17 protein-coding genes are annotated in these 17,987 nt (G+C 72.2%); 9 read left to right on the forward strand and 8 right to left on the reverse strand.

Annotation, left to right across the window (positions count from 1 at the left end):
* The first annotated feature begins 11 nt into the window (after positions 1-11).
* Positions 12-1,847, forward strand: a complete 1,836-nt coding sequence (locus ACWEF2_RS16720) for an AMP-dependent synthetase/ligase (RefSeq protein ID WP_453816073.1) — start codon at positions 12-14, stop codon at positions 1,845-1,847.
* A gap of 206 nt (positions 1,848-2,053) precedes the next feature.
* On the forward strand, positions 2,054-2,944 hold the full coding sequence (locus ACWEF2_RS16725) for a hypothetical protein (RefSeq protein ID WP_453816074.1): 891 nt from the start codon (positions 2,054-2,056) through the stop codon (positions 2,942-2,944).
* 238 nt (positions 2,945-3,182) lie between these two features.
* Here the strand turns inward: ACWEF2_RS16725 and ACWEF2_RS16730 are convergent, their stop codons facing one another.
* The 3 genes from ACWEF2_RS16730 to ACWEF2_RS16740 are packed head-to-tail and all read right to left on the reverse strand — an operon-like array spanning position 3,183 to position 5,964.
* Positions 3,183-4,196 (reverse strand): NAD(P)/FAD-dependent oxidoreductase, encoded by a 1,014-nt coding sequence (locus ACWEF2_RS16730; RefSeq protein WP_453816076.1) that lies wholly within the window; start codon positions 4,194-4,196, stop codon positions 3,183-3,185.
* Complete coding sequence (locus tag ACWEF2_RS16735) at positions 4,193-4,756, reverse strand: isoprenylcysteine carboxyl methyltransferase family protein (RefSeq protein ID WP_453816078.1); 564 nt, start codon at positions 4,754-4,756, stop codon at positions 4,193-4,195. The genes ACWEF2_RS16730 and ACWEF2_RS16735 overlap by 4 nt, the downstream gene beginning before the upstream one ends.
* 8 nt (positions 4,757-4,764) lie before the next feature.
* Positions 4,765-5,964: a type III polyketide synthase gene (locus tag ACWEF2_RS16740; protein ID WP_453816080.1), complete on the reverse strand. Its 1,200-nt coding sequence runs from the start codon at positions 5,962-5,964 to the stop codon at positions 4,765-4,767.
* 242 nt (positions 5,965-6,206) lie between these two features.
* Here ACWEF2_RS16740 and ACWEF2_RS16745 point away from each other — a divergent pair, with 242 nt between their 5' ends.
* Positions 6,207-7,091, forward strand: coding sequence for a UbiA family prenyltransferase (locus ACWEF2_RS16745; protein ID WP_453816082.1), 885 nt, complete (start codon positions 6,207-6,209; stop codon positions 7,089-7,091).
* Positions 7,092-7,220: 129 nt separating this feature from the next.
* On the opposite strand, the gene ACWEF2_RS16750 is transcribed toward ACWEF2_RS16745, so the two are convergent.
* Positions 7,221-8,375 (reverse strand): RtcB family protein, encoded by a 1,155-nt coding sequence (locus tag ACWEF2_RS16750; protein WP_453816084.1) that lies wholly within the window; start codon positions 8,373-8,375, stop codon positions 7,221-7,223.
* Positions 8,376-9,765: 1,390 nt separating this feature from the next.
* Here ACWEF2_RS16750 and moaA point away from each other — a divergent pair.
* The 3 genes from moaA to ACWEF2_RS16765 all read left to right on the forward strand — a co-directional run bounded on the left by moaA (position 9,766) and on the right by ACWEF2_RS16765 (position 11,691).
* Complete coding sequence (moaA, locus tag ACWEF2_RS16755; RefSeq protein ID WP_453816086.1) at positions 9,766-10,755, forward strand: GTP 3',8-cyclase MoaA; 990 nt, start codon at positions 9,766-9,768, stop codon at positions 10,753-10,755.
* On the forward strand, positions 10,752-11,366 hold the full coding sequence (gene mobA / locus ACWEF2_RS16760; RefSeq protein WP_453816088.1) for a molybdenum cofactor guanylyltransferase: 615 nt from the start codon (positions 10,752-10,754) through the stop codon (positions 11,364-11,366). The genes moaA and mobA overlap by 4 nt, the downstream gene beginning before the upstream one ends.
* Before the next feature lie 76 nt (positions 11,367-11,442).
* The gene (locus tag ACWEF2_RS16765) at positions 11,443-11,691 is read left to right on the forward strand and encodes a DUF6457 domain-containing protein (protein ID WP_453816156.1); all 249 of its coding nucleotides are present in this window, start codon (positions 11,443-11,445) and stop codon (positions 11,689-11,691) included.
* 168 nt (positions 11,692-11,859) lie between these two features.
* Here the strand turns inward: ACWEF2_RS16765 and ACWEF2_RS16770 are convergent, their stop codons facing one another.
* Complete coding sequence (locus tag ACWEF2_RS16770) at positions 11,860-12,135, reverse strand: DUF3099 domain-containing protein (protein ID WP_453816090.1); 276 nt, start codon at positions 12,133-12,135, stop codon at positions 11,860-11,862.
* A gap of 109 nt (positions 12,136-12,244) precedes the next feature.
* On the opposite strand from ACWEF2_RS16770, the gene ACWEF2_RS16775 reads away from it, so the two are divergent.
* Positions 12,245-12,457: a dodecin gene (locus tag ACWEF2_RS16775; protein ID WP_355599133.1), complete on the forward strand. Its 213-nt coding sequence runs from the start codon at positions 12,245-12,247 to the stop codon at positions 12,455-12,457.
* A 101-nt stretch (positions 12,458-12,558) separates the two neighbouring features.
* On the opposite strand, the gene ACWEF2_RS16780 is transcribed toward ACWEF2_RS16775, so the two are convergent.
* Complete coding sequence (locus ACWEF2_RS16780; RefSeq protein ID WP_453816092.1) at positions 12,559-13,926, reverse strand: metallopeptidase TldD-related protein; 1,368 nt, start codon at positions 13,924-13,926, stop codon at positions 12,559-12,561.
* 32 nt (positions 13,927-13,958) lie between these two features.
* Positions 13,959-15,458 (reverse strand): TldD/PmbA family protein, encoded by a 1,500-nt coding sequence (locus tag ACWEF2_RS16785; protein WP_453816094.1) that lies wholly within the window; start codon positions 15,456-15,458, stop codon positions 13,959-13,961.
* 77 nt (positions 15,459-15,535) lie between these two features.
* Here ACWEF2_RS16785 and fabG point away from each other — a divergent pair, with 77 nt between their 5' ends.
* Both fabG and fabI read left to right on the forward strand, forming a co-directional pair.
* Positions 15,536-16,240: a 3-oxoacyl-ACP reductase FabG gene (gene fabG / locus ACWEF2_RS16790; RefSeq protein WP_453816096.1), complete on the forward strand. Its 705-nt coding sequence runs from the start codon at positions 15,536-15,538 to the stop codon at positions 16,238-16,240.
* Between the two features lie 2 nt (positions 16,241-16,242).
* Positions 16,243-17,007 carry an enoyl-ACP reductase FabI gene (gene fabI / locus ACWEF2_RS16795; RefSeq protein ID WP_453816098.1) on the forward strand — a complete coding sequence of 255 codons (765 nt, stop codon included), beginning with the start codon at positions 16,243-16,245 and terminating at the stop codon, positions 17,005-17,007.
* A gap of 21 nt (positions 17,008-17,028) precedes the next feature.
* Here the strand turns inward: fabI and ACWEF2_RS16800 are convergent, their stop codons facing one another.
* Positions 17,029-17,883, reverse strand: coding sequence for a hypothetical protein (locus ACWEF2_RS16800; protein WP_453816100.1), 855 nt, complete (start codon positions 17,881-17,883; stop codon positions 17,029-17,031).
* Between the last annotated feature and the right edge of the window lie 104 nt (positions 17,884-17,987).

Consider the following 17,987-nt stretch of genomic DNA (forward strand, 5'->3'; position numbering starts at 1 on the left):
GAGGCGCGTCCATGGCCGGTGTCCTTGAAGAGCGTGCGGCGATCGAGCGGGAGATCGCGGGCCGTACCGTCTGCGCCCAGCTCAGGGAGGCCGCGGAGCGCGATCCCCTCGCGCCGGCCTACTCCGACCCGGCCGAGGGGGGCTGGACGACCCTGACCTACGCCGAGGCCCGGCAGCGGATCCTGGAGATCGCCGCCGGCTTCGCGGCGCTCGGGCTGCGGCCGGGGGAGGCGGTCGCGCTGATGATGGTCAACCGCAGCGAGCACGTCCTGGCCGACCTCGGCGCGGTGCACGCCGGCGGCGTGCCCTGCTCCGTCTACTCCACCTTCGCCCCGGAGCAGGTGGCCTTCGTCGCCGGCGACGTCGGCGCGAGGATCGCCGTGCTGGGCGGCCCGGCCGATCTGGCCAGGTGGGAGCCGGTGCTGGCGGACCTTCCCGGACTCCGCACGATCGTCATGCTGGAGGGTGCCCCGCCCGGCGACCCCTTCGTCACCTGGGACGACCTGCTGGCCCTGGGGCGGGCGAGGCTCGCCGAGGACCCGGCCGCGATCGACGCCCGGTGGCAGGCGGTGACCGCCGAGGACGTCCTGACGGTGCTGTACACCTCCGGCACCACCGGCAACCCCAAGGGCGTGCCGCTGACCCACGCCAACGTGTTCTTCGAGGTCGTGGCGACCGACCGGATGACCAGGCTGCCCGAGAAGGGCACCCAGATCTCCTACCTCACCTACGCGCACATCGCCGAGCGCGTGCTCAGCCTCTACCTGCCGCTGTTCAAGCTCTCCCACGTCTACTTCTGCACCGACCCCGCCCAGCTGGGCGCCGTCCTCGGCCAGGTCAGGCCGGTGCTGTTCTTCGGCGTCCCGCGCGTCTGGGAGAAGATGGCCGCCCGGCTGCGGGCGCTGCTGTCCGCCCAGCCGCAGGAGCGGCAGGAGAGCGTGCACCGGGCCATGGCCGCCGGGCTGGCCTACGTCGAGGCCCGCCAGTACGGGCGGACGCCCTCCGCCGAGGTCCTGGCGGCCTACCGGCGGGCCGACGCCGAGCTGCTGTCGATCATCCGCTCGATGATCGGCTTCGACAACGCCGGCTGGCTGGCCACCGCGGCCGCGCCGATGCCGAGCGACGTCCAGCGCTTCTTCGCCGGGCTCGGGCTGTGCCTGCTCGACGTGTACGGCATGACCGAGACGACGGGCGCATTCACCGCCAACGCCCCGGACCGTTTCAAACTCGGTACGGTCGGCCCGGCCGGTCCCGGCGTCGAGGTGCGCATCGCCGAGGACGGCGAGATCCTCACCCGCAGCCCCGCCAACGCCCGGGGCTACCTGAACCGGCCCGAGGCGACCGCCGACCTGCTGGACGAGGACGGCTGGCTGCACACCGGGGACGTGGGCTCCGTCGACGAGGACGGCTTCGTCAGCATCGTCGACCGTAAGAAGGAGCTCATCATCACCTCGGGCGGCGAGAACATCTCCCCGGCCAACATCGAGAACCACCTCAAGGAGCACCCCCTCGTCGGCCAGGCCCTGGCCTACGGCGACGGCAGGCCGTACCCGGTGGCGATCCTCACCCTCGACGGCGAGGCGGCTCCCGGCTGGGCGCTGAGCCGGGGCATCGCGTTCACCACCCTGTCCGAGCTCGCCGGCCACCCCGACGTCCTCAAGGCCGTGGAGAGCGCGGTCGCCGCGGCCAACGAGAGGCTGGCCCGCGTCCAGCAGGTCAAGCGCTGGTGCCTGCTGCCGGCGGAGTGGACGGCCGAGACCCAGGAGCTCACACCGAGCCTGAAGCTCAAGCGCCGCGTCGTCCACGCCAAGTACGCCGAGGTCATCGACGGCCTGTACCGGAGCTGATCCCGGCCGGCGTACGCGCCGGCGCGGTGATCACGTGCCTTTTCCGGGCCGGCGGCCCGTCCGCCGCGCCGGTACGGCGGGCGGTATCGCCGGCCTGACCGGCGCGGGTGGACGCCGACGCTCCGGATGGGGAGGACGGCGTTTTGCCCAATGGGGCGCGTGTCCTCTCCTCGGCCATTACCGGGCGCTTCCTAGCGTCCTGGTTCATGAGAGTCCTTATCGCGTTACTGGTCGCGGGGGTCACGGCCTCGTCGGTACCCGCCGAGGCGGCGCCCACGGCCGGGGATCCGGTGATCCGCTCCGTAACCCTGAGCCCGGGCGCCCCGGTGGTCGGCCCGGCCGGAGCGGTACGCCTGGTGATCGAGGTGGTCGCGCGCGGGGTCGCGGACCCGGCCGGGGTGACGATCGAGGTCGAGCCCGGCGCGCCGCCCAGGTCGGGGCCCGGATCCGTCCCCGCCCCTCGACCCGTCCCCGCCCCTGAGCCCGGACCCGTTCCCGGGCCCGGCCCGGTTCCCGTGATCGACTGGGGCTCCGCGGCGTCGATCCCGCCCCACACCGCCACGCCCTCGGTGACCGGGCCGGGACTCTCCGGCCCCGGTGGCAGGCCGGCGGGCGCGTCCCCGGCGCCCAGGCCCGTGTCGCGGGCCGAGTGGGGCTGGGAGACCTGGCGGTTCCTGCCGGACAGGGAGCTGACCCGGTGGTATCCCGCCGGGCGGTGGACCGTCACGGTGACCGCCAGGGGGACGGGCGGGGCCAGGACCATCCGGCACGCCGGGTTCCGGCTGAGGCGCGAGACGAGGTTCAGCGCGGTTCAGGCGGTCGGCAGGGGCTCCGACGTGCGGGTCAGGGGCGTGCTGAACCGGGTCGACCCGCAGGGTTACCTGGACTACGCCCCGTTTCCCGGCAAGCCCGTCGAGATCCTGTACCGGCAGGCGAGGGGGAGCGGCTGGGAGCGGGTCGCCTCGGCCACGACGGACCCGCAGGGCCGCTTCATCACGACCGTGACGGACCGCCGGGGTGGTGAGTGGCGGATCCGGTTCGCCGGGACGGGGCACTACGCCGCCCGGCTGAGCACCGTCCACCAGATTCGTCCATAAGGCCATTCTTAACCACTAAAACGGCAGAGGATCGCGATGCTGTTCCGCGCCGGCGGCGAGAGCAGGTGGGAGTACGTCGAGACGGTCCAGATCGGTCATGACGGGCGTTTCCACACCGACGTCCCGGTCTACACCTCCGGCTCCTCCCCGGTCCTCCCGCCCCCTTGCGACGTTCCGTGTCTCCGGTACGACGTTTCCGGTACGGCCCCGGCGTGCCCGGGGCCGCACCGCCCCGCCGTCAGGCCAGCGCGTGCACCGCCGCGCCGAACAGGGCGGGCATCCGGTGGGCCGCCGGGACGATCAACCTCGCGGACGTCCGGTGCCGGCGGGCCTCCAGCAGCGCCCCGGTGAGCAGCCGGTGACGGCGCGACAGGCGGAGCCAGGCGCTCTCGTACGAATGCGGAGCACCCGCCCGCAGGCAGCGCACCAGCGCCTCCGCCGACAGCAGCGCCAGCGACACCCCCTCACCGGTGAGCGCGTCGATGTAACCGGCCGCGTCGCCGACCAGCAGCACCCGCCCGGCGACCCGGGAACGCACCCTCCGGCGCAGCGGCCCCGCACCCCGCACCGGGGTCGCCGCGGGCCCCTCCAGCCTGGCCGTGAGGGCGGGGAAATCCGTCAGATGCTCGCGGTAGCCCCGCCGCCGCGAGCTCAGCACGGCCACGCCGACCAGGTTCTCACCCACCGGCGTCACATACGCCTCGCCGTCCGCGGCCCAGTGCACCTCGACGAAGTCCGTCCAGGGCGCGACGGGATAGTGCTGCCGCAGGCCGTACCGGCGCGGCCGGCGATCGGGTAGTTCCAGCCCCAGCAGGGCCCGCAGCGGGGAGTGCAGGCCGTCCGCGGCCACCAGCCAGCGGGCCCGCAGCCCCGCGGCCTCCACGGTGTGATCGTCCTGCCGTACCCCGTCCACCCGGCCGCAGACCACCTTCACCCCCACCTCGGCCGCGCGGCGGGACAGCGCGGCGTGCAACGCGGTGCGCCGTACCCCCAGCCCGTGACCGGCGCGGAACGGCGCCTGAGCCTGACGCCTGCCGTCCAGGTAGCGGATCCCCCGCAGCGCCCGGCCCTGCACCGGCACGCCCAGCGACCACAGCGCGGCGGCTCCGCTGGGCATCAGCCCCTCGCCGCACGCCTTGTCCACCGGGCCGGGCCGAGGCTCGACCACGACCGCCTCCATGCCGGCCAGCGCGGCGTGGATGGCGGTGGCCAGGCCCGCGGGGCCTCCGCCGGAGATCAGGACGTCGATCACGCCGACGCCCGCCCCGGAGACGAGGCCGGTGCCTGGTCCGGGTCCGGGACGAGCGTGGCCAGAGCCGCCTCCTCACATCCGACCCTCACCACCATGAGCGCGGCGTTGAGCACGGTGAAGGCCACCGCGGTGACCCAGGCGCCGTGCACCAGCGGCAGCGCCGCCCCCTCCACGGCCACCGCCACGTAGTTGGGGTGTCGCAGCCGGCGCAGCCGGTAGGGGCCGCGCGTCACCGGCGGCAGCCCCGGAACCACGATCACCTCGGTGTTCCAGCGCCGCCCCAGCGCGGCGACGCACCACCAGCGCAACCCCTGCGCGGCGACCACCAGGGCCAGCATCGGCCAGCCGAGCGCCGGAACGAAGGGCCGGCCGGCCAGGGCCGTCTCCAGCACGCACCCGGCCAGCAGGGCGGTGTGCAGGACGACCATCCACGGATAATGGCCGCGCCCGTACACCACCCCGCCGCGAGCCAGACTCCAGCGCGCGTTACGGCGGGCGATCACCATCTCGGCAAGGCGCTCCACCCCGACCAGCAGGATGAGCGGGAGATACCACGACACCTGATCCCCTACCAGCGCAGCAGAACGAGCTCGGAACAGAAACCGGGGCCCATCGCGATCAGCAGCCCCGGCGTGCCCGGCGGCGGTGGCCGGAGGGCGAGGGTGTCCCGCAGGACGTGCAGCACGGAGGAGGAGGACAGGTTGCCCACCTCGGCCAGCGAGCACCAGGTCAGATCCAGCGCGCCCTCCGGCAGCCGGAGCGTCTCGGCGACGGCCTCCAGCACCTTCGGGCCCCCGGGATGGCACACCCAGGCCGTCACGTCCTCCGCCCGCAGCCCGTGGCCGGAGAGGAAACCGTGCACGTCGTCGGCCAGATGGGTCCGCACCACGTCCGGGACGCTCGCGTCGAGCACCACCCGGAAGCCGGTGTCGCCCACGTCCCAGCCCATCACGTGCTCGGAGCCGGGATACAGGCGGCTCCGGGTGGCCACCACGACCGGTCCCGGGGATCTCGGGCCCCCGCCGCGGCCGTACGGCACGGCGGCGTCCGCGGCCTCTCCCCGCCCGCCGTGACCGTCCGGCGCCGGGGCGTCCACGGTTCCCTCTCGCCCCTCACGGGTGTCCGGCGAGGCGGGGTGGGCGGCCCCGTTCCCCGGCTCCCGTCCGTCGCCGCAGGCCACGACCGCCGCGGCGCCGTCGCCGAACAGCGCCCCGGCGACCAGGTTCGCGGTGGAGGCGTCACCGCGCTGCAGGGTCAGCGAACACAGCTCGACGGAGAGCAGCACGGCCACGTGGTCCGGCCAGCCGCGCAGGTAGTCGTGGAGACGGGCGATCCCGGCCGCCCCCGCCACGCAGCCGAGCCCGAACACCGGCACCCGCTTCACATCGGGGCGGAGCCCGAGCCGACCGGCCAGCCTGGCGTCCACCGACGGCGCGGCCACGCCCGTCACGGAGGTGAACAGGATCATGTCCACGTCCCGGGGGGTGAGCCCGGCGGCCTCCAGCGCGCCGCCCACCGCCTCGGCGCCCAGCTCGACGGCGGACTCGACGAAGGCGGCGTTGGCCGTCCCGAAACCGTCCAGCTTGGCGTACTGGTCGAGCGGAAGCGCCAGATGGCGGAAGCGCACCCGCGCTCCGGCGTGCAACCGGTCGAGCAACCGCCGGTCGGCCCCCTCGGGCAGGCACAGCCGCGCGAACGCGTCGGTGATCTCGCTCTGGGGGTAGCGGTTGGGCGGGAGCGCACCGCGGACAGCAGCGATTCGCGTCATGTGGTGAATTACCCCCCGAGCAGCGGACGGTACGGACACCTGCCTTGTGCCCATCTGCGCGTACGGCATGCCTCAGCAGGCCGGCGGCGTCACAGCGCCACCACGCCCACCATCGCTTCCACGACGGGCGGCCGGTCGGGTGGCCCTATGGTCGGATGGTGGGGTGAGCGGTTCCACGGCGGATGGACAGACGGGCGGATCCATTACCAAACGGGTAGTTTTATGATCAAATGGGTGATTTTGTGACGAGCGGGCAGGCGGGTCGGGAAGGGACGCGCGGCCGAAGCCGGGGTGCCGGACTCCCGGCCGCGGCGGCGCTGGCACGGGCCTGCCACCCCGGGCCGACCGCGGCGGTCACCACCCTGGTGACCGCGCTGGCCGTGGCGAGCGGCCGTGACACGGCCGGATGCGTCCTGGTGGCCGCGGCCGTGCTCGCCGGTCAGCTCTCGATCGGCTGGTGCAACGACGCGGTGGACGCCGGACGGGACGCCGCCGCCGGCCGTACCGGCAAGCCGGTCGCAGCCGGCACGGTGAACGTGCGGGCGGTGTGGACCGCGGCCGTCGCGGCCCTGGCGCTCTGCGTGCCGCTCTCCCTGGCCTCCGGGCCGGCGGCCGGGGCCGTCCACCTCACCGGTGTCGCCGCCGCCTGGGCCTACGACCTGGGACTGAAGGCCACCGCCCTGTCGTGGCTGCCCTACGCGGTGGGGTTCGGCGTGCTGCCGCCGTTCGTGACCCTGGGCCTGCCGGGCAGTCCGTGGGCCGCCTGGTGGGCGGTCCTCGCCGCGGCGCTGCTCGGCTGCGGGGCGCACCTGGCCAACGTGCTCCCCGACATCCCCGCCGACCTCGCCGCCGGGGTCCGGGGCTGGCCCCAGCGGCTCGGCGCCGCCCGGGTCCGGGCGCTGATCCCGCTGCCGCTGCTCCTGGCGACCGGGCTGCTCGTCTTCGGCCCGCCGGGACCACCCGGCACGGCGGGCTGGGCGGCGCTCACCGTGGCCGGGACGTTCGCCGCCGCGGGGCCCCTGCTCGGAGGACGGTCACCCCGGATCCCCTTCGCGGCGGCCGTCGCCGTGGCGGCGGCCGACGTCGCCCTCCTGCTCACCCGGGCCACCGCGATCACCGCCCCCTGAGCGGCCGCCACCGCCCGCACCGCCCCTTCCGCGGTTCCGTGCTCTTCTTATGGTCCTTTCCGGGTTTCCGCGCCGAGTTTCACGCCGATCCGGCGAACCGGTGACGGCAGGGCACCGGGCGTACGGCGATCAGCCCTTGTAGTTGAAGACCTGGTGGAGGGTGTGCCGGATCTCGACCAGATCCTTCTGGTCCTCCATCACCTGGTCCACGTCCTTGTACGCCTCGGGGTGCTCGTCCACCAGGGCGGCGGCCCGGTCCGCGTTCCAGGTACGGCCGCGCATCGCCTCGGCCAGGGACTCGACGGACAGCTCCTGCTTCGCCCTGCTCCGCGACATCCTGCGGCCCGCCCCGTGGGAGCAGGAGTGGTACGACGACGCGTTGCCGAGACCGCGCACGATGTACGAGCGGGTGCCCATCGAACCCGGGATCACACCCTCGTCGCCGGTGTCGGCCTTGATGGCCCCCTTACGGGTGATCCACAGATTCCTGCCGCGGTGCTTCTCCTGCTGCGTGAAGTTGTGGTGGCAGTTGATGGTGCGGACCCGGGAGCCTTGGCCGACGACGCGGAACAGGGCGTCGGTCAGCACCCTGTCCATCCGGGCCCGCGAGGCCATGGCGTAGCGCTGTGACCAGAGCATGTCCTCGATGTAGGCGGTGAACTCCGGGATGCCCTGCGCCAGATAGGCCAGGTCCGGGTCCTCCAGCCCGATGAAGTGGCGCCTCATCAGCCTCTTGGCCTCGGCGATGTGCCTGGTCGCCAGCTGGTTGCCGATGCCGCGAGACCCCGAGTGCAGCACCGTCCAGACCCGGTCGTCCTCGTCGAGGCAGACCTCGACGAAGTGGTTGCCGGACCCGAGCGTCCCGAACTGGAGCGACACCGTCTTCTCCTGCTTGGAGGTCAGGTCGGTGTGCGGCAGGCCGAGGTCGCTCAGCGCGCGGTCCACGGCCCGGTCGTCGTGGCCCTTGCCGACACCCGCGGGAATCCGCTTCTCCACCAGTGGCATCAGGGCGTCGAGGGTGTCGGGGAGGTCGGCGGCGGTGAGTGTCGTCCGGGTCGCGACCATGCCGCAGCCGATGTCGACACCCACCGCGGCCGGAATGATCGCCCCTTCGGTGGGAATCACCGATCCGACCGTGGCGCCGATGCCGACGTGCGCGTCCGGCATGAGGGCGACATGGCCCGCCACGAACGGCAGGCGGGCCGCACGGGCGGCCTGCTCGATCGCACCCCGATCGATGTCACTCGCCCATGACAGCAGATTCGGCGCTGGCTGGTTCGGCATGATAAATCTCCTCATCGGGTGAGATCAGTCTGCCGATGTTCACGATGAGATCCCACTGATTATTGGCCGGCCGATTGCCGACCGGACCGGATTCATTCGAACGGCCCCGGCCATTTGACGGCGGCGGAGTCCGGTCGGGTACGGCGCGCGGTCCGTTCGCCCTCGCGGACGGAGTGTCCTGCTCGGGGCCCGCGAGGCCGGCTCGATGTGGTCGGCCGGCGTCCCCGCCCTCGCGGAGCCGTCCGCTCAGTCGGGTCCGGGGTGCCCGGGGGACGATTCCCGAGGCGGGACGGGTCTGTCGGGGGGATGGTTTTCGGGGGTGGGGGCCGGGTCGGGCGCGGGCTCGCCGGGGGGTTCCACGGGGTGTCCCGCCGGCTGCTGCGGGCGGGACCTTCTGGCCCTCTCCAGGCGCCGGTCGGCGACAAGGGTGCGGCGGAACAGTACGGCGACCACGAGGAGGATCAGGCCCGAGCCGACGAGGAAGGGGACGGTCTGGACCGCGTCCTCGCCGGTTCCGGGGTCCCGCGCGGGAACATCGAGGACCCGGCTCGGGGCGTCTCGGCGTGTCCCGGAGGTCGCCGTCGCGTCGCCCGCACTTCCCGCCCCGGCGGAAAACACCGAGGGAGGTGTGGATTCCGGGTTTCTTGAAATGATATTTGTGGATTTCCTTTCCCGGGAAAGGGTGTTGAGTGGCCCTGGGAATCTGCCGGGATAATTCGGAGACGTTTCTCCGGCGCTCATTCGCGGTGCCGTCTCTTCGGTGTCTCCGGTGCTTCCGGCGAGGGCGGGCCGGTGCTGGGGGCTCCGGGTGTGGCCGCCGTACGCGGCCGACGGCACCTCGCTGAGCGGGCCGGACGGGAGGTCGGTGGTGTGGGCGGGCGTGGAGGAAACGGCCATGAGGATGGGGGCCGCGAGGATCAGCTCGCGTATGAGTCTGCCCGGTACCAAGCTCACGTCGGTCCGGCTCCCTTCGCGCTGCGGAGGTTGTCGCTACGGATTATGAGCGTGTCATCTGCGCTTTCCGTGACACGGTGGACGCTTGACACCAAAGTGTTACGCGATAAATAGACATATATCCATGAATCGCCTGAATGGCTGCTGGTTAATTGCGGATGCGTTCATCGGGGCGGTGGAGTGGCCGGTGAAACAGGGGCCCCGGGAAGGGGGCGTGGCACGGTTGGCCCGGACGGTGGGCCCCCGTGCCCGCGGGCGGGGACGCCCGTGCCTGGTGGGGTGGGTGACGCCTTCGGGGAATCAACCGCCCGGCGATGATGTTGTCGCCCAGAGGGAGTCCGATTTGTCGGCTAGGTGGGTGTGGCCTCTAGGCTGGCCTTTTGCCCGAATCGGGACATGTAGCCGGATCGGGATGTATGGGAGGAGGTGACGCCCCGTGTTGCAGGACTCGTTCGGCCGGGTGGCGACTGATCTGCGGGTGTCCCTCACGGACCGCTGCAACCTGCGGTGCTCCTACTGCATGCCGCCCGAGGGCCTCGACTGGCTGCCCAAGCCCGAACTGCTGACCGCCGACGAGATCGTCCGGCTGGTCACCCTCGGAGTCGAACGGCTGGGCATCACCGAGGTCCGCTACACCGGTGGCGAGCCGCTGCTCCGCCGGGAGCTGGTGGACGTCGTGGCCCGCACCGCCGCGCTCGGTCCCGGCCCCCAGGTCTCGCTGACCACCAACGGCATCGGGCTCGCCCGGCTGGCCGCGCCGCTCGCCGAGGCGGGCCTGGACCGGGTCAACGTCTCCCTTGACACCCTCGACCGGGAGACGTTCACCAGGCTCGCCCACCGCGACCGGCTGACCGACGTGCTCGACGGCCTGGCCTCGGCCGCCGCGGCGGGGCTGCGCCCCGTCAAGGTCAACGCGGTCCTGATGCGCGGGATCAACGACCACGAGGCCGTCCCCCTGCTCCACTACTGCCTGGAGCGGGGGTATGAGCTCCGGTTCATCGAGCAGATGCCGCTCGACGCCCAGCACGGCTGGCGCCGGGAGAACATGGTCACGGCCGACGAGATCCTCGCGAGGTTGCGGGACTCCTTCGACCTGACGGACGACGACCCCGTGGAGCGTGGCAGCGCCCCGGCGGAGCTGTTCCTGATCGGCGGCGGACCGGCCAGGGTCGGGGTGATCGGTTCGGTGACCCGCCCGTTCTGCGGCACCTGTGATCGGGTACGGCTCACCGCCGACGGCCAGATCCGCAACTGCCTGTTCGCCACCGAGGAGTCCGACCTGCGGGCCGCGATGCGCTCCGGCGCGGACGACGACGAGCTCGCCGGGCGCTGGCTGGCCGCGGTGCGGACCAAGAAGGCCGGGCACGGCATCGACGATCCGTCCTTCCTGCAACCGGCCCGCCCGATGTCGGCCATCGGCGGATGACCGTGCGGCACGACGCGTGCGTCCTGGCGGGCGGTCTCGCGAGACGGCTCGGCGGGCGGGACAAGCCCGGCCTCCGCGTCGGCGGGCGTCCGCTGATCGAGTCGGTGGCGGCGGCCGTACCGGAGGCGGAGAGGCTGGTCGTCGTCGGAGCGCGCCGCCCCGGCCTGCCCCGGGCGATCTTCCGGCGGGAGGATCCGCCCGGCGGTGGCCCCGTTCCGGCGCTGCGGGCCGGGATGGCCGAGGTGACCGCGCCGTGGGTGGCGCTGCTCGCCGCGGACCTGCCGTTCCTGACGGCCGGGCACGTGTCGGCCCTGCTGGTGGCCGCGGCGGAGGCGCCGGGGGCCGGAGCGGTGCTCGTCGACGACGACGGCCGGGAGCAGTGGCTCGCCGGTGTCTGGCGTACGGCGGAGCTGGCCCGCGCCCTGACCGGCTACGAGGGGCGGTCGCTGCACGGACTGCTCGCCCCGCTGACCCCCGCCGGACTCCGTCTTCCCGGCAGGCCCTGGTTCGACTGCGACACAACCGATGATCTGCGGCGTGCCCGGGGCGGTGAGCCGGGGGCCGGTGCCGGGGGAGGCGGCGGAGACGTGGGCGCCGGGGGCGGAGGATGATCCGGAGGTGAGGGGTGACCCGGAGGCGGAGGGTGACCACGGACGAGGAGCGAGAGACGAGGAGTGACAGTTGAACGTGCTGGCCGAATGGACCGAGCTGGTCTGCCGGGAGCTGGGGGTCGACCCCGCGAGGATCGACAGGGACGAGCTGCTTGACCTGACCAAGGAGGTCGCCCACGGGGTGACCCGCCCGGCCGCGCCGCTGACCGCGTATCTCCTGGGGCTGGCCCAGGGGGCGGGATCGGCGCCGCAGGACGCGGTGGAACGGCTGACCGCGCTGGCGCGCGACTGGGCGACGGCGGTCCGCGAAGAGGGCGAAGAGTAAAAACCTGGGAAAAGGGCGACGCCGGGTGGTTACGGGGGCAAACCACCCGGCGTCGCTTCATCGGCGTTCCGACGGGGGCCCGGAACGCCGGCACCAGTGCCCCGACGGGGGACCAGGGCACTTGGTTAAAGCGTACACCTCCAACCCCTGCGATGCGTCAAGAGTTAGTCACGACCCGATCTCGCGTCGGTGGCGTGGTATCTCGTTCTGACTGTCATCCGTAACGTCGAAGGCACGCGGAGCCTCGCGCTGAGGGGCGTTGGCCCCGATCACGGCAACGTATGGCAAAAAGATGGCTCCCGCGAAAAGCAGCAGCCGTACGGGCAGCGGGGCGGGCACGGTGAAGGCCAGAACCAGGCATATCAGCCGGATTCCCATCTTGATGAAATAGCTCTTCTCGCGCTTGCCGATGTCCTCGCTCAGCGACGGCTGGGCATCGGTCACCTGATGCACCACCTGCCGCCTGGGCCATCTCTTCACCCCTCCAACCTAGACCTGGTCTCCGGCGGGTGTGAAAGTGCATGCGACCATGGCCTTCGGCAAGGAGGATGCGATGACGGATCGTACGTACCGGGTGACCGAGATCGTGGGCACGTCAGAGGAGAGTGTCGAGGCGGCCGTCCGCAACGGTGTCCGGCGGGCCGCGCAGACCCTGCGCCATCTCGACTGGTTCGAGATCACCGAGGTCAGAGGGCATATCGTCGACGGTGAGGTCGGCCACTTCCAGGTCGGCATGAAGGTGGGCTTCCGTCTTGAGGACACCTGACCCCCGCTGGGGTGCCCGCCCCGTGTTCCTGGCGGGCGCCCACGCGCCCGGGCGGCCCCGATCGTCTCGGAGGCGATCGGGGCCGCCCGCGGAGCGCGGGACTAGTTGGCCTGGCTGACCGTCGACATGTTGAAGTCGGGCACCCGGATCGGGGGCATGACGGTGCGGGTGAAGTAGTCGTTCCACTCACGCGGCAGGGTCTGCTCGGTGGCCCCGATCTCGGTGAGGCGGCGGAGCAGGTCCACCGGGCTCTCGTTGAAGCGGAAGTTGTTCACCTCGCCCACGACCTCCCCGTTCTCCACCAGGTACACGCCGTCCCGGGTCAGCCCGGTGAGCAGCAGACTCTGCGGGTCCACCTCGCGGATGTACCACAGGCAGGTGAGCAGCAGGCCGCGCTCGGTGGAGGCGATCATCTCCTCCAGCGACCGGCCGCCCTCGGGACCCGTCATGATCAGGTTGTCGATCGCCGGGGTCGCCGGCAGTTCGGTCAGCTCGGCGGAGTACCTGGTCTGCAGCAGGCCGGCCAGCGTGCCGTCGGCGATCCAGTCCGTGGGCGCCAGCGGCAGGCCGTTGTCGAACACCGAACTCTGCCGGCTGGAGGCGTGCGCCACCACGAACGGCGCGCACTCGACGCCCGGCGCGACCGGGTCGCTGTGCAGGCGGATCGGGAGGGAGGACAGCGTCTCCCCGACGCGGGTGCCACCACCCGGCCTGGAGAAGACGGTGCGGCCCTCCATCGCGTCCCTGGCCCCGGCCGTCCAGTACAGGTAGATCATCAGGTCGGCCACCGCGGTCGGCGGCAGCAACGTCTCGTAGCGCCCCGCCGGCAGGTCGATCCGGTTCTTCGCCCACTCCAGGCGCCGCGCCAGCGAGGCGTCCAGCGCGGCCACGTCCACGTCGGAGAAGTCGCGGGTGGCCACCCCCGTCCACGCCGAGCGCTTCATGTCGGGCGACTTGGCGTTGAGCTCCAGCCGGCCGGTGGGCTGGGTGTGACGGAGCCGGGTCCCCGTCGAGGTGCCCACGAAGGTGGTGGTGACGATGTGCTCGGCGAAGCCGTACAGTTTGCGGCCCCCCGCCTCGGCCGCGGCGAACGCCTCGCCGAGCGCCGGGGCGAACGCGCCGAACACGCCGACGGAGGTGGGGACGGCGGGCAGATCCCAGTCGGCGCAGCGGGTGCCCTCGATCAGCGGCCGGGCGTCCTCGGACGGCTGGGCGTCCTCCGCCGCGTGGTCGGCCGCCGCGACGACGTCGGCGAGCTGCTCGGGGCGGACCGCCGCCCGCGACACCACACCCACCCCTCGGCCCGCGATCGAGATCACGGTGAGCTGCGAGGAGCGGGCCACGCCGTTGGTGGTGAGCGTGTTGCCCGCGAACCGCAGGTTGGCGCTGGAGCCCTCATCCACGATCACGATGGTGTCGTCGGCCGTGGAGAGGTCCAGAGCCTTCTCGATCATCTCCTGGGGGCTCATGCCACCTGCCCCGTGCCCTTCGGCTCGCCCGCTCACTTGCCACTCTCCTGCAGGGTGTTGAGGATGCGTACGTCGTGGAAGAGGGCCGACGGGCAGCCGTGACTGACCGGGGCGACCTGGCCGGGCTGGCCCTTGCCGCAGTTGAACGCGCCGCCCAGCACGTAGGTCTGCGGCCCGCCGACGGCGGTCATCGACCGCCAGAAGTCGGTGGTCGTGGCCTGGTAGGCGACGTCACGGAGCTGACCGGCGAGCCTGCCGTTCTCGATCCGGTAGAACCGCTGCCCGGTGAACTGGAAGTTGTAGCGCTGCATGTCGATCGACCAGCTCTTGTCGCCCACGACGTAGATGCCGCGCTCCACCCCGGAGATGAGCTCCTCGGTGGACGGCCCACCGGGGGCGGGCAGCAGCGAGACGTTGGCCATGCGCTGAATCGGCGTGTGACCGGGGGAGTCGGCGAAGGCGCAGCCGTTGGAGGCGCCCAGGCCCTTCAGCCGAGCCATCCGCCGGTCGAGCTGGTAACCGGTGAGGACGCCGCCGGAGACGATGTCGAACCGCCTGGTCGCCACCCCCTCGTCGTCGTAGCCGATCGTCGACAGCCCGTGCTCCACCGTGCGGTCGCCGACGACGTTCATCATCGGCGAGCCGTACACCAGGGTGCCGAGCTGGTCGAAGGTGGCGAAGCTGGTCCCGGCGTAGGCCGCCTCGTAACCGAGGGCCCGGTCCAGTTCGGTGGCGTGCCCGATCGACTCGTGGATCGTCAGCCACAGGTTCGACGGGTCGACGACCAGGTCGTACAGCCCGGCCTCGACGGAGGGGGCCTTGAGTTTCTCGGCCAGGTGCTCGGGGATGCGGGCCAGCTCGCCGGGGAAGTCCCAGGCGGTGCCGGTGAGATACTCATACCCCCGGCCGACCGGCGGGGCGAGCGTGCGCATGGACTCGAAGCGGCCGTCCTCGACCCGCATCGCCTCCAGCTGGGGGTGCAGCCGTACCCGCTGCTGGGTGGTGGAGGTGCCGGCCGTGTCGGCGTAGAACTTCTGCTCCTTGACCTGCATCAGCGCCGCCTGGACGTGGTCCACGCGAGGGTCGCCGAGCAGGCCGCCCGACCAGTCGGCGAGCAGGGTGACCTTGTCGCGCATCGGCACCTCGAACGGGTCGAGGTCGTACGCGGAGACCCAGGTGACGTCGGAGTGGACCGGCTCGGGGGCCAGCTCGACGGGCTCGCGGTTGACGGCGGCCGAGACGACGGCCACCTCCACGGCCTGTTCGGCGACCCGCACGGCAGCCTCGGGAGTGAGCTCGATGCCGGCGGCGAAGCCCCAGGTGCCGTTCTTGACGACCCGTACGGCGTAGCCGAGGTCGTCGGCGTCGCTGGAGCCTTCGAGCCGGGCGTCGGACAGGCGCAGGGTCTCCGCGCGGATCCGTTCCAGCCGGAAATCCGCGTGCTCGGCGCCGAGGTCACGTGCGCGTTGCAGGGCTGCGTCCGCCAGCCGCCGCATGGGCAGGGCGAGGAAATCGGGATCGATCTGGCGCATGTCAACGATCCTAACCCTGTGATCTTGTTCCTCACGGACAAGTGGTTTACCCCCGGGTAGCCGATAGCGTCGGAGACATGGCTCGATCTGTTCTCGTAACCGGCGGCAATCGCGGCATCGGCCTCGCGATCGCCCGTGAACTCGCCAGGACCGGTGACGCCGTCGCCGTGACCTACCGCTCAGGACAGCCCCCGGAGGGCCTGTTCGGCGTGCGATGCGATGTGACCAGCACGGCCGATGTCGATGCGGCGTTCGAGAAGGTCGAGGCCGAGCACGGCCCGGTCGAGGTGCTCGTCGCCAACGCGGGCATCACCAGGGACACGCTGCTGCCGATGATGAAGGAGGAGACCTTCACCGACGTCATCGACGCCAACCTGACCGGCGCCTACCGGGTGGCCAAGCGCGCCACGCGTGGCATGCTCCGGCTCAAGCGCGGCCGGATCGTGCTGATCTCCTCGGTGGTGGCCATGCTCGGCTCGGCCGGGCAGAGCAACTACGCCGCCTCCAAGGCCGGGATGATCGGCTTCGCCCGGTCCGTGGCCCGGGAGCTGGGCTCGCGGGGCATCACGGTCAACGTGGTCTCGCCGGGTTTCGTGGAGACCGACATGACGGCCGAGCTCGACGCCGCGCGTCAGGAGCAGATCCGCAAGAGCATCCCGCTGGGCCGCTACGCGTCCGCCGAGGAGATCGCACGCGTGGTCAGATTCCTGGCCGGCGAGGACGCCGCCTACATCACCGGGGCCGTGATCCCGGTCGACGGCGGCTTGGGAATGGGGCACTGAGCATGGGAATCCTCGAAGGCAAGCGCATCCTGGTCACCGGTGTGCTGACCGACGCCTCCATCGCGTTCTCCGTCGCCAAGCTGGCGCAGGAGGAGGGCGCGCGGGTGGTGCTGACCGGGTTCGGCCGGCTCAGCCTGGTCGAGCGCATCGCCAGGCGGCTGCCCGAGCCGCCGCCGGTGATCGAGCTGGACGTGCAGAGCACCGAGCACCTCGACTCGCTGGCCGACCGGGTCGGCGAGCACCTGGACGGGCTCGACGGCGTGGTGCACTCCATCGGCTTCGCCCCGCAGAGCTGTCTCGGCGGAAACTTCCTGAACACCTCGTGGGAGGACGTGGCGACCGCGCTGCACGTCTCGACCTACTCGTTCAAGTCGCTGGCCGTCGCCTGCCTGCCGCTGATGAAGGAGGGCGGCGCGGTCGTCGGGCTCGACTTCGACGCCAGCAGGGCGTGGCCGGTGTACGACTGGATGGGCGTGGCCAAGGCCGGTCTGGAGTCCTGCTCCCGCTACCTGGCCCGCGACCTCGGCAAGCACGGGATCCGGGTCAACCTGGTGGCGGCCGGGCCGCTGCGCACCATGGCCGCCAAGAGCATCCCGGGCTTCAAGGAGTTCGAGGACAGCTGGCCGGAGAAGGCGCCGCTCGGCTGGGACCTGGGTGACACCGTGCCGGCGGCCAAGGCGTGCCTGGCGCTGATGTCGGACTGGTTCCCGGCCACCACCGGTGAGATCGTGCACGTCGACGGCGGCGTGCACGCGATCGGCGGCTGAGCGGCCCGCGCCCGGGACGGCTCAGGCCGTCCGGTGCCGTCTCGCCCGGAGTGGCTCAAGCGGTATCGACTTCTCGCCGGCCCGCCTGGTGTACAGCAGGCGGACGGCGAGGATCGCCGCGACCAGCAGCCCCGCGGTCAGCGCGGTGCCCAGGGGGTCGGGTGACCGGGTGGGCGTGACGGCTCCCCGCAACCTCTGCACGACCGGGCCCGCCGGCCAGAGCAACTCCAGCCGGGGCGCCTCGGCGTCGATCACCGGCGGCCCGTCGGAGACCGCCGGCCCGTCCTCGTCCGCGGTGTCCGTGTGGGGAAGGGGCCGCGGCGGGCGCGGGTGCTCCTGCGGCGGCACCGGCCCGCCGTCGCGGTGGGGCCGCTGCCTGGCCCTCCGTGAGGGGCTGGGGCGCGGTGACGCCGACGGCCGCGCGGTCTCCTCGGGTACGGCCGCCTTTCCGGGGACGTCCGTCTCCCCGGGGGCGGAGGTCGCCGACTCCCCCGGGCACGTGGGGGAGTCCACCATCGGCGAGCAGACCTCGTCGAGGCTTTTGGGTGTCAGATCGCCGTCCTTGACCTCCAGGGCGGGGGTCTTGGCATCCGGCGTCGGGGCCGTGGTCGGCAGGGTGCCGTCCAGGTCGGTCCCGGCTGTTTCCGTGGTGGATCCGGTGCCGGCTGGCGGAGGCGGGCCGCCTCCGGTGAGCCCGTTCACCACGTTGTTGACGGTGCCCACGGCCCTGCAGAGTCCGCCGGTCACCCCTCCCAGCAGGCCACCCCCACCGCACTCGTCCATCAGGGTGGCGGCGCTCGCGGGCCCGGCCACGATGGTGAGGAGCACGCCCCCCAGCGTCAGCACCAGCGCGCCGGCAGAGATCGCAGTTCGCAATTGTCCCCCTTGCACATTGACGACGGAACCTCGCCGACACCCAGGTGCCCCTCCCGTCACCATTGACAGTTTTGTGGGGAGGTCGCGGTTTTCCAGGTAAAGTT

Source organism: Streptosporangium sp. NPDC004631 (assembly GCF_053601935.1).

Coding starts and splice junctions, on each gene's coding strand:
- ACWEF2_RS16720 (WP_453816073.1), top strand. CDS start 12: ATGGCCGGTGTCCTTGAAGAGCGTGCGGCGATCGAGCGGGAGATCGCG.
- ACWEF2_RS16725 (WP_453816074.1), top strand. CDS start 2,054: ATGAGAGTCCTTATCGCGTTACTGGTCGCGGGGGTCACGGCCTCGTCG.
- ACWEF2_RS16740 (WP_453816080.1), bottom strand. CDS start 5,964: ATGACGCGAATCGCTGCTGTCCGCGGTGCGCTCCCGCCCAACCGCTAC.
- ACWEF2_RS16750 (WP_453816084.1), bottom strand. CDS start 8,375: ATGCCGAACCAGCCAGCGCCGAATCTGCTGTCATGGGCGAGTGACATC.
- mobA (WP_453816088.1), top strand. CDS start 10,752: ATGACCGTGCGGCACGACGCGTGCGTCCTGGCGGGCGGTCTCGCGAGA.
- ACWEF2_RS16775 (WP_355599133.1), top strand. CDS start 12,245: ATGACGGATCGTACGTACCGGGTGACCGAGATCGTGGGCACGTCAGAG.
- ACWEF2_RS16780 (WP_453816092.1), bottom strand. CDS start 13,926: ATGAGCCCCCAGGAGATGATCGAGAAGGCTCTGGACCTCTCCACGGCC.
- ACWEF2_RS16785 (WP_453816094.1), bottom strand. CDS start 15,458: ATGCGCCAGATCGATCCCGATTTCCTCGCCCTGCCCATGCGGCGGCTG.
- fabG (WP_453816096.1), top strand. CDS start 15,536: ATGGCTCGATCTGTTCTCGTAACCGGCGGCAATCGCGGCATCGGCCTC.
- fabI (WP_453816098.1), top strand. CDS start 16,243: ATGGGAATCCTCGAAGGCAAGCGCATCCTGGTCACCGGTGTGCTGACC.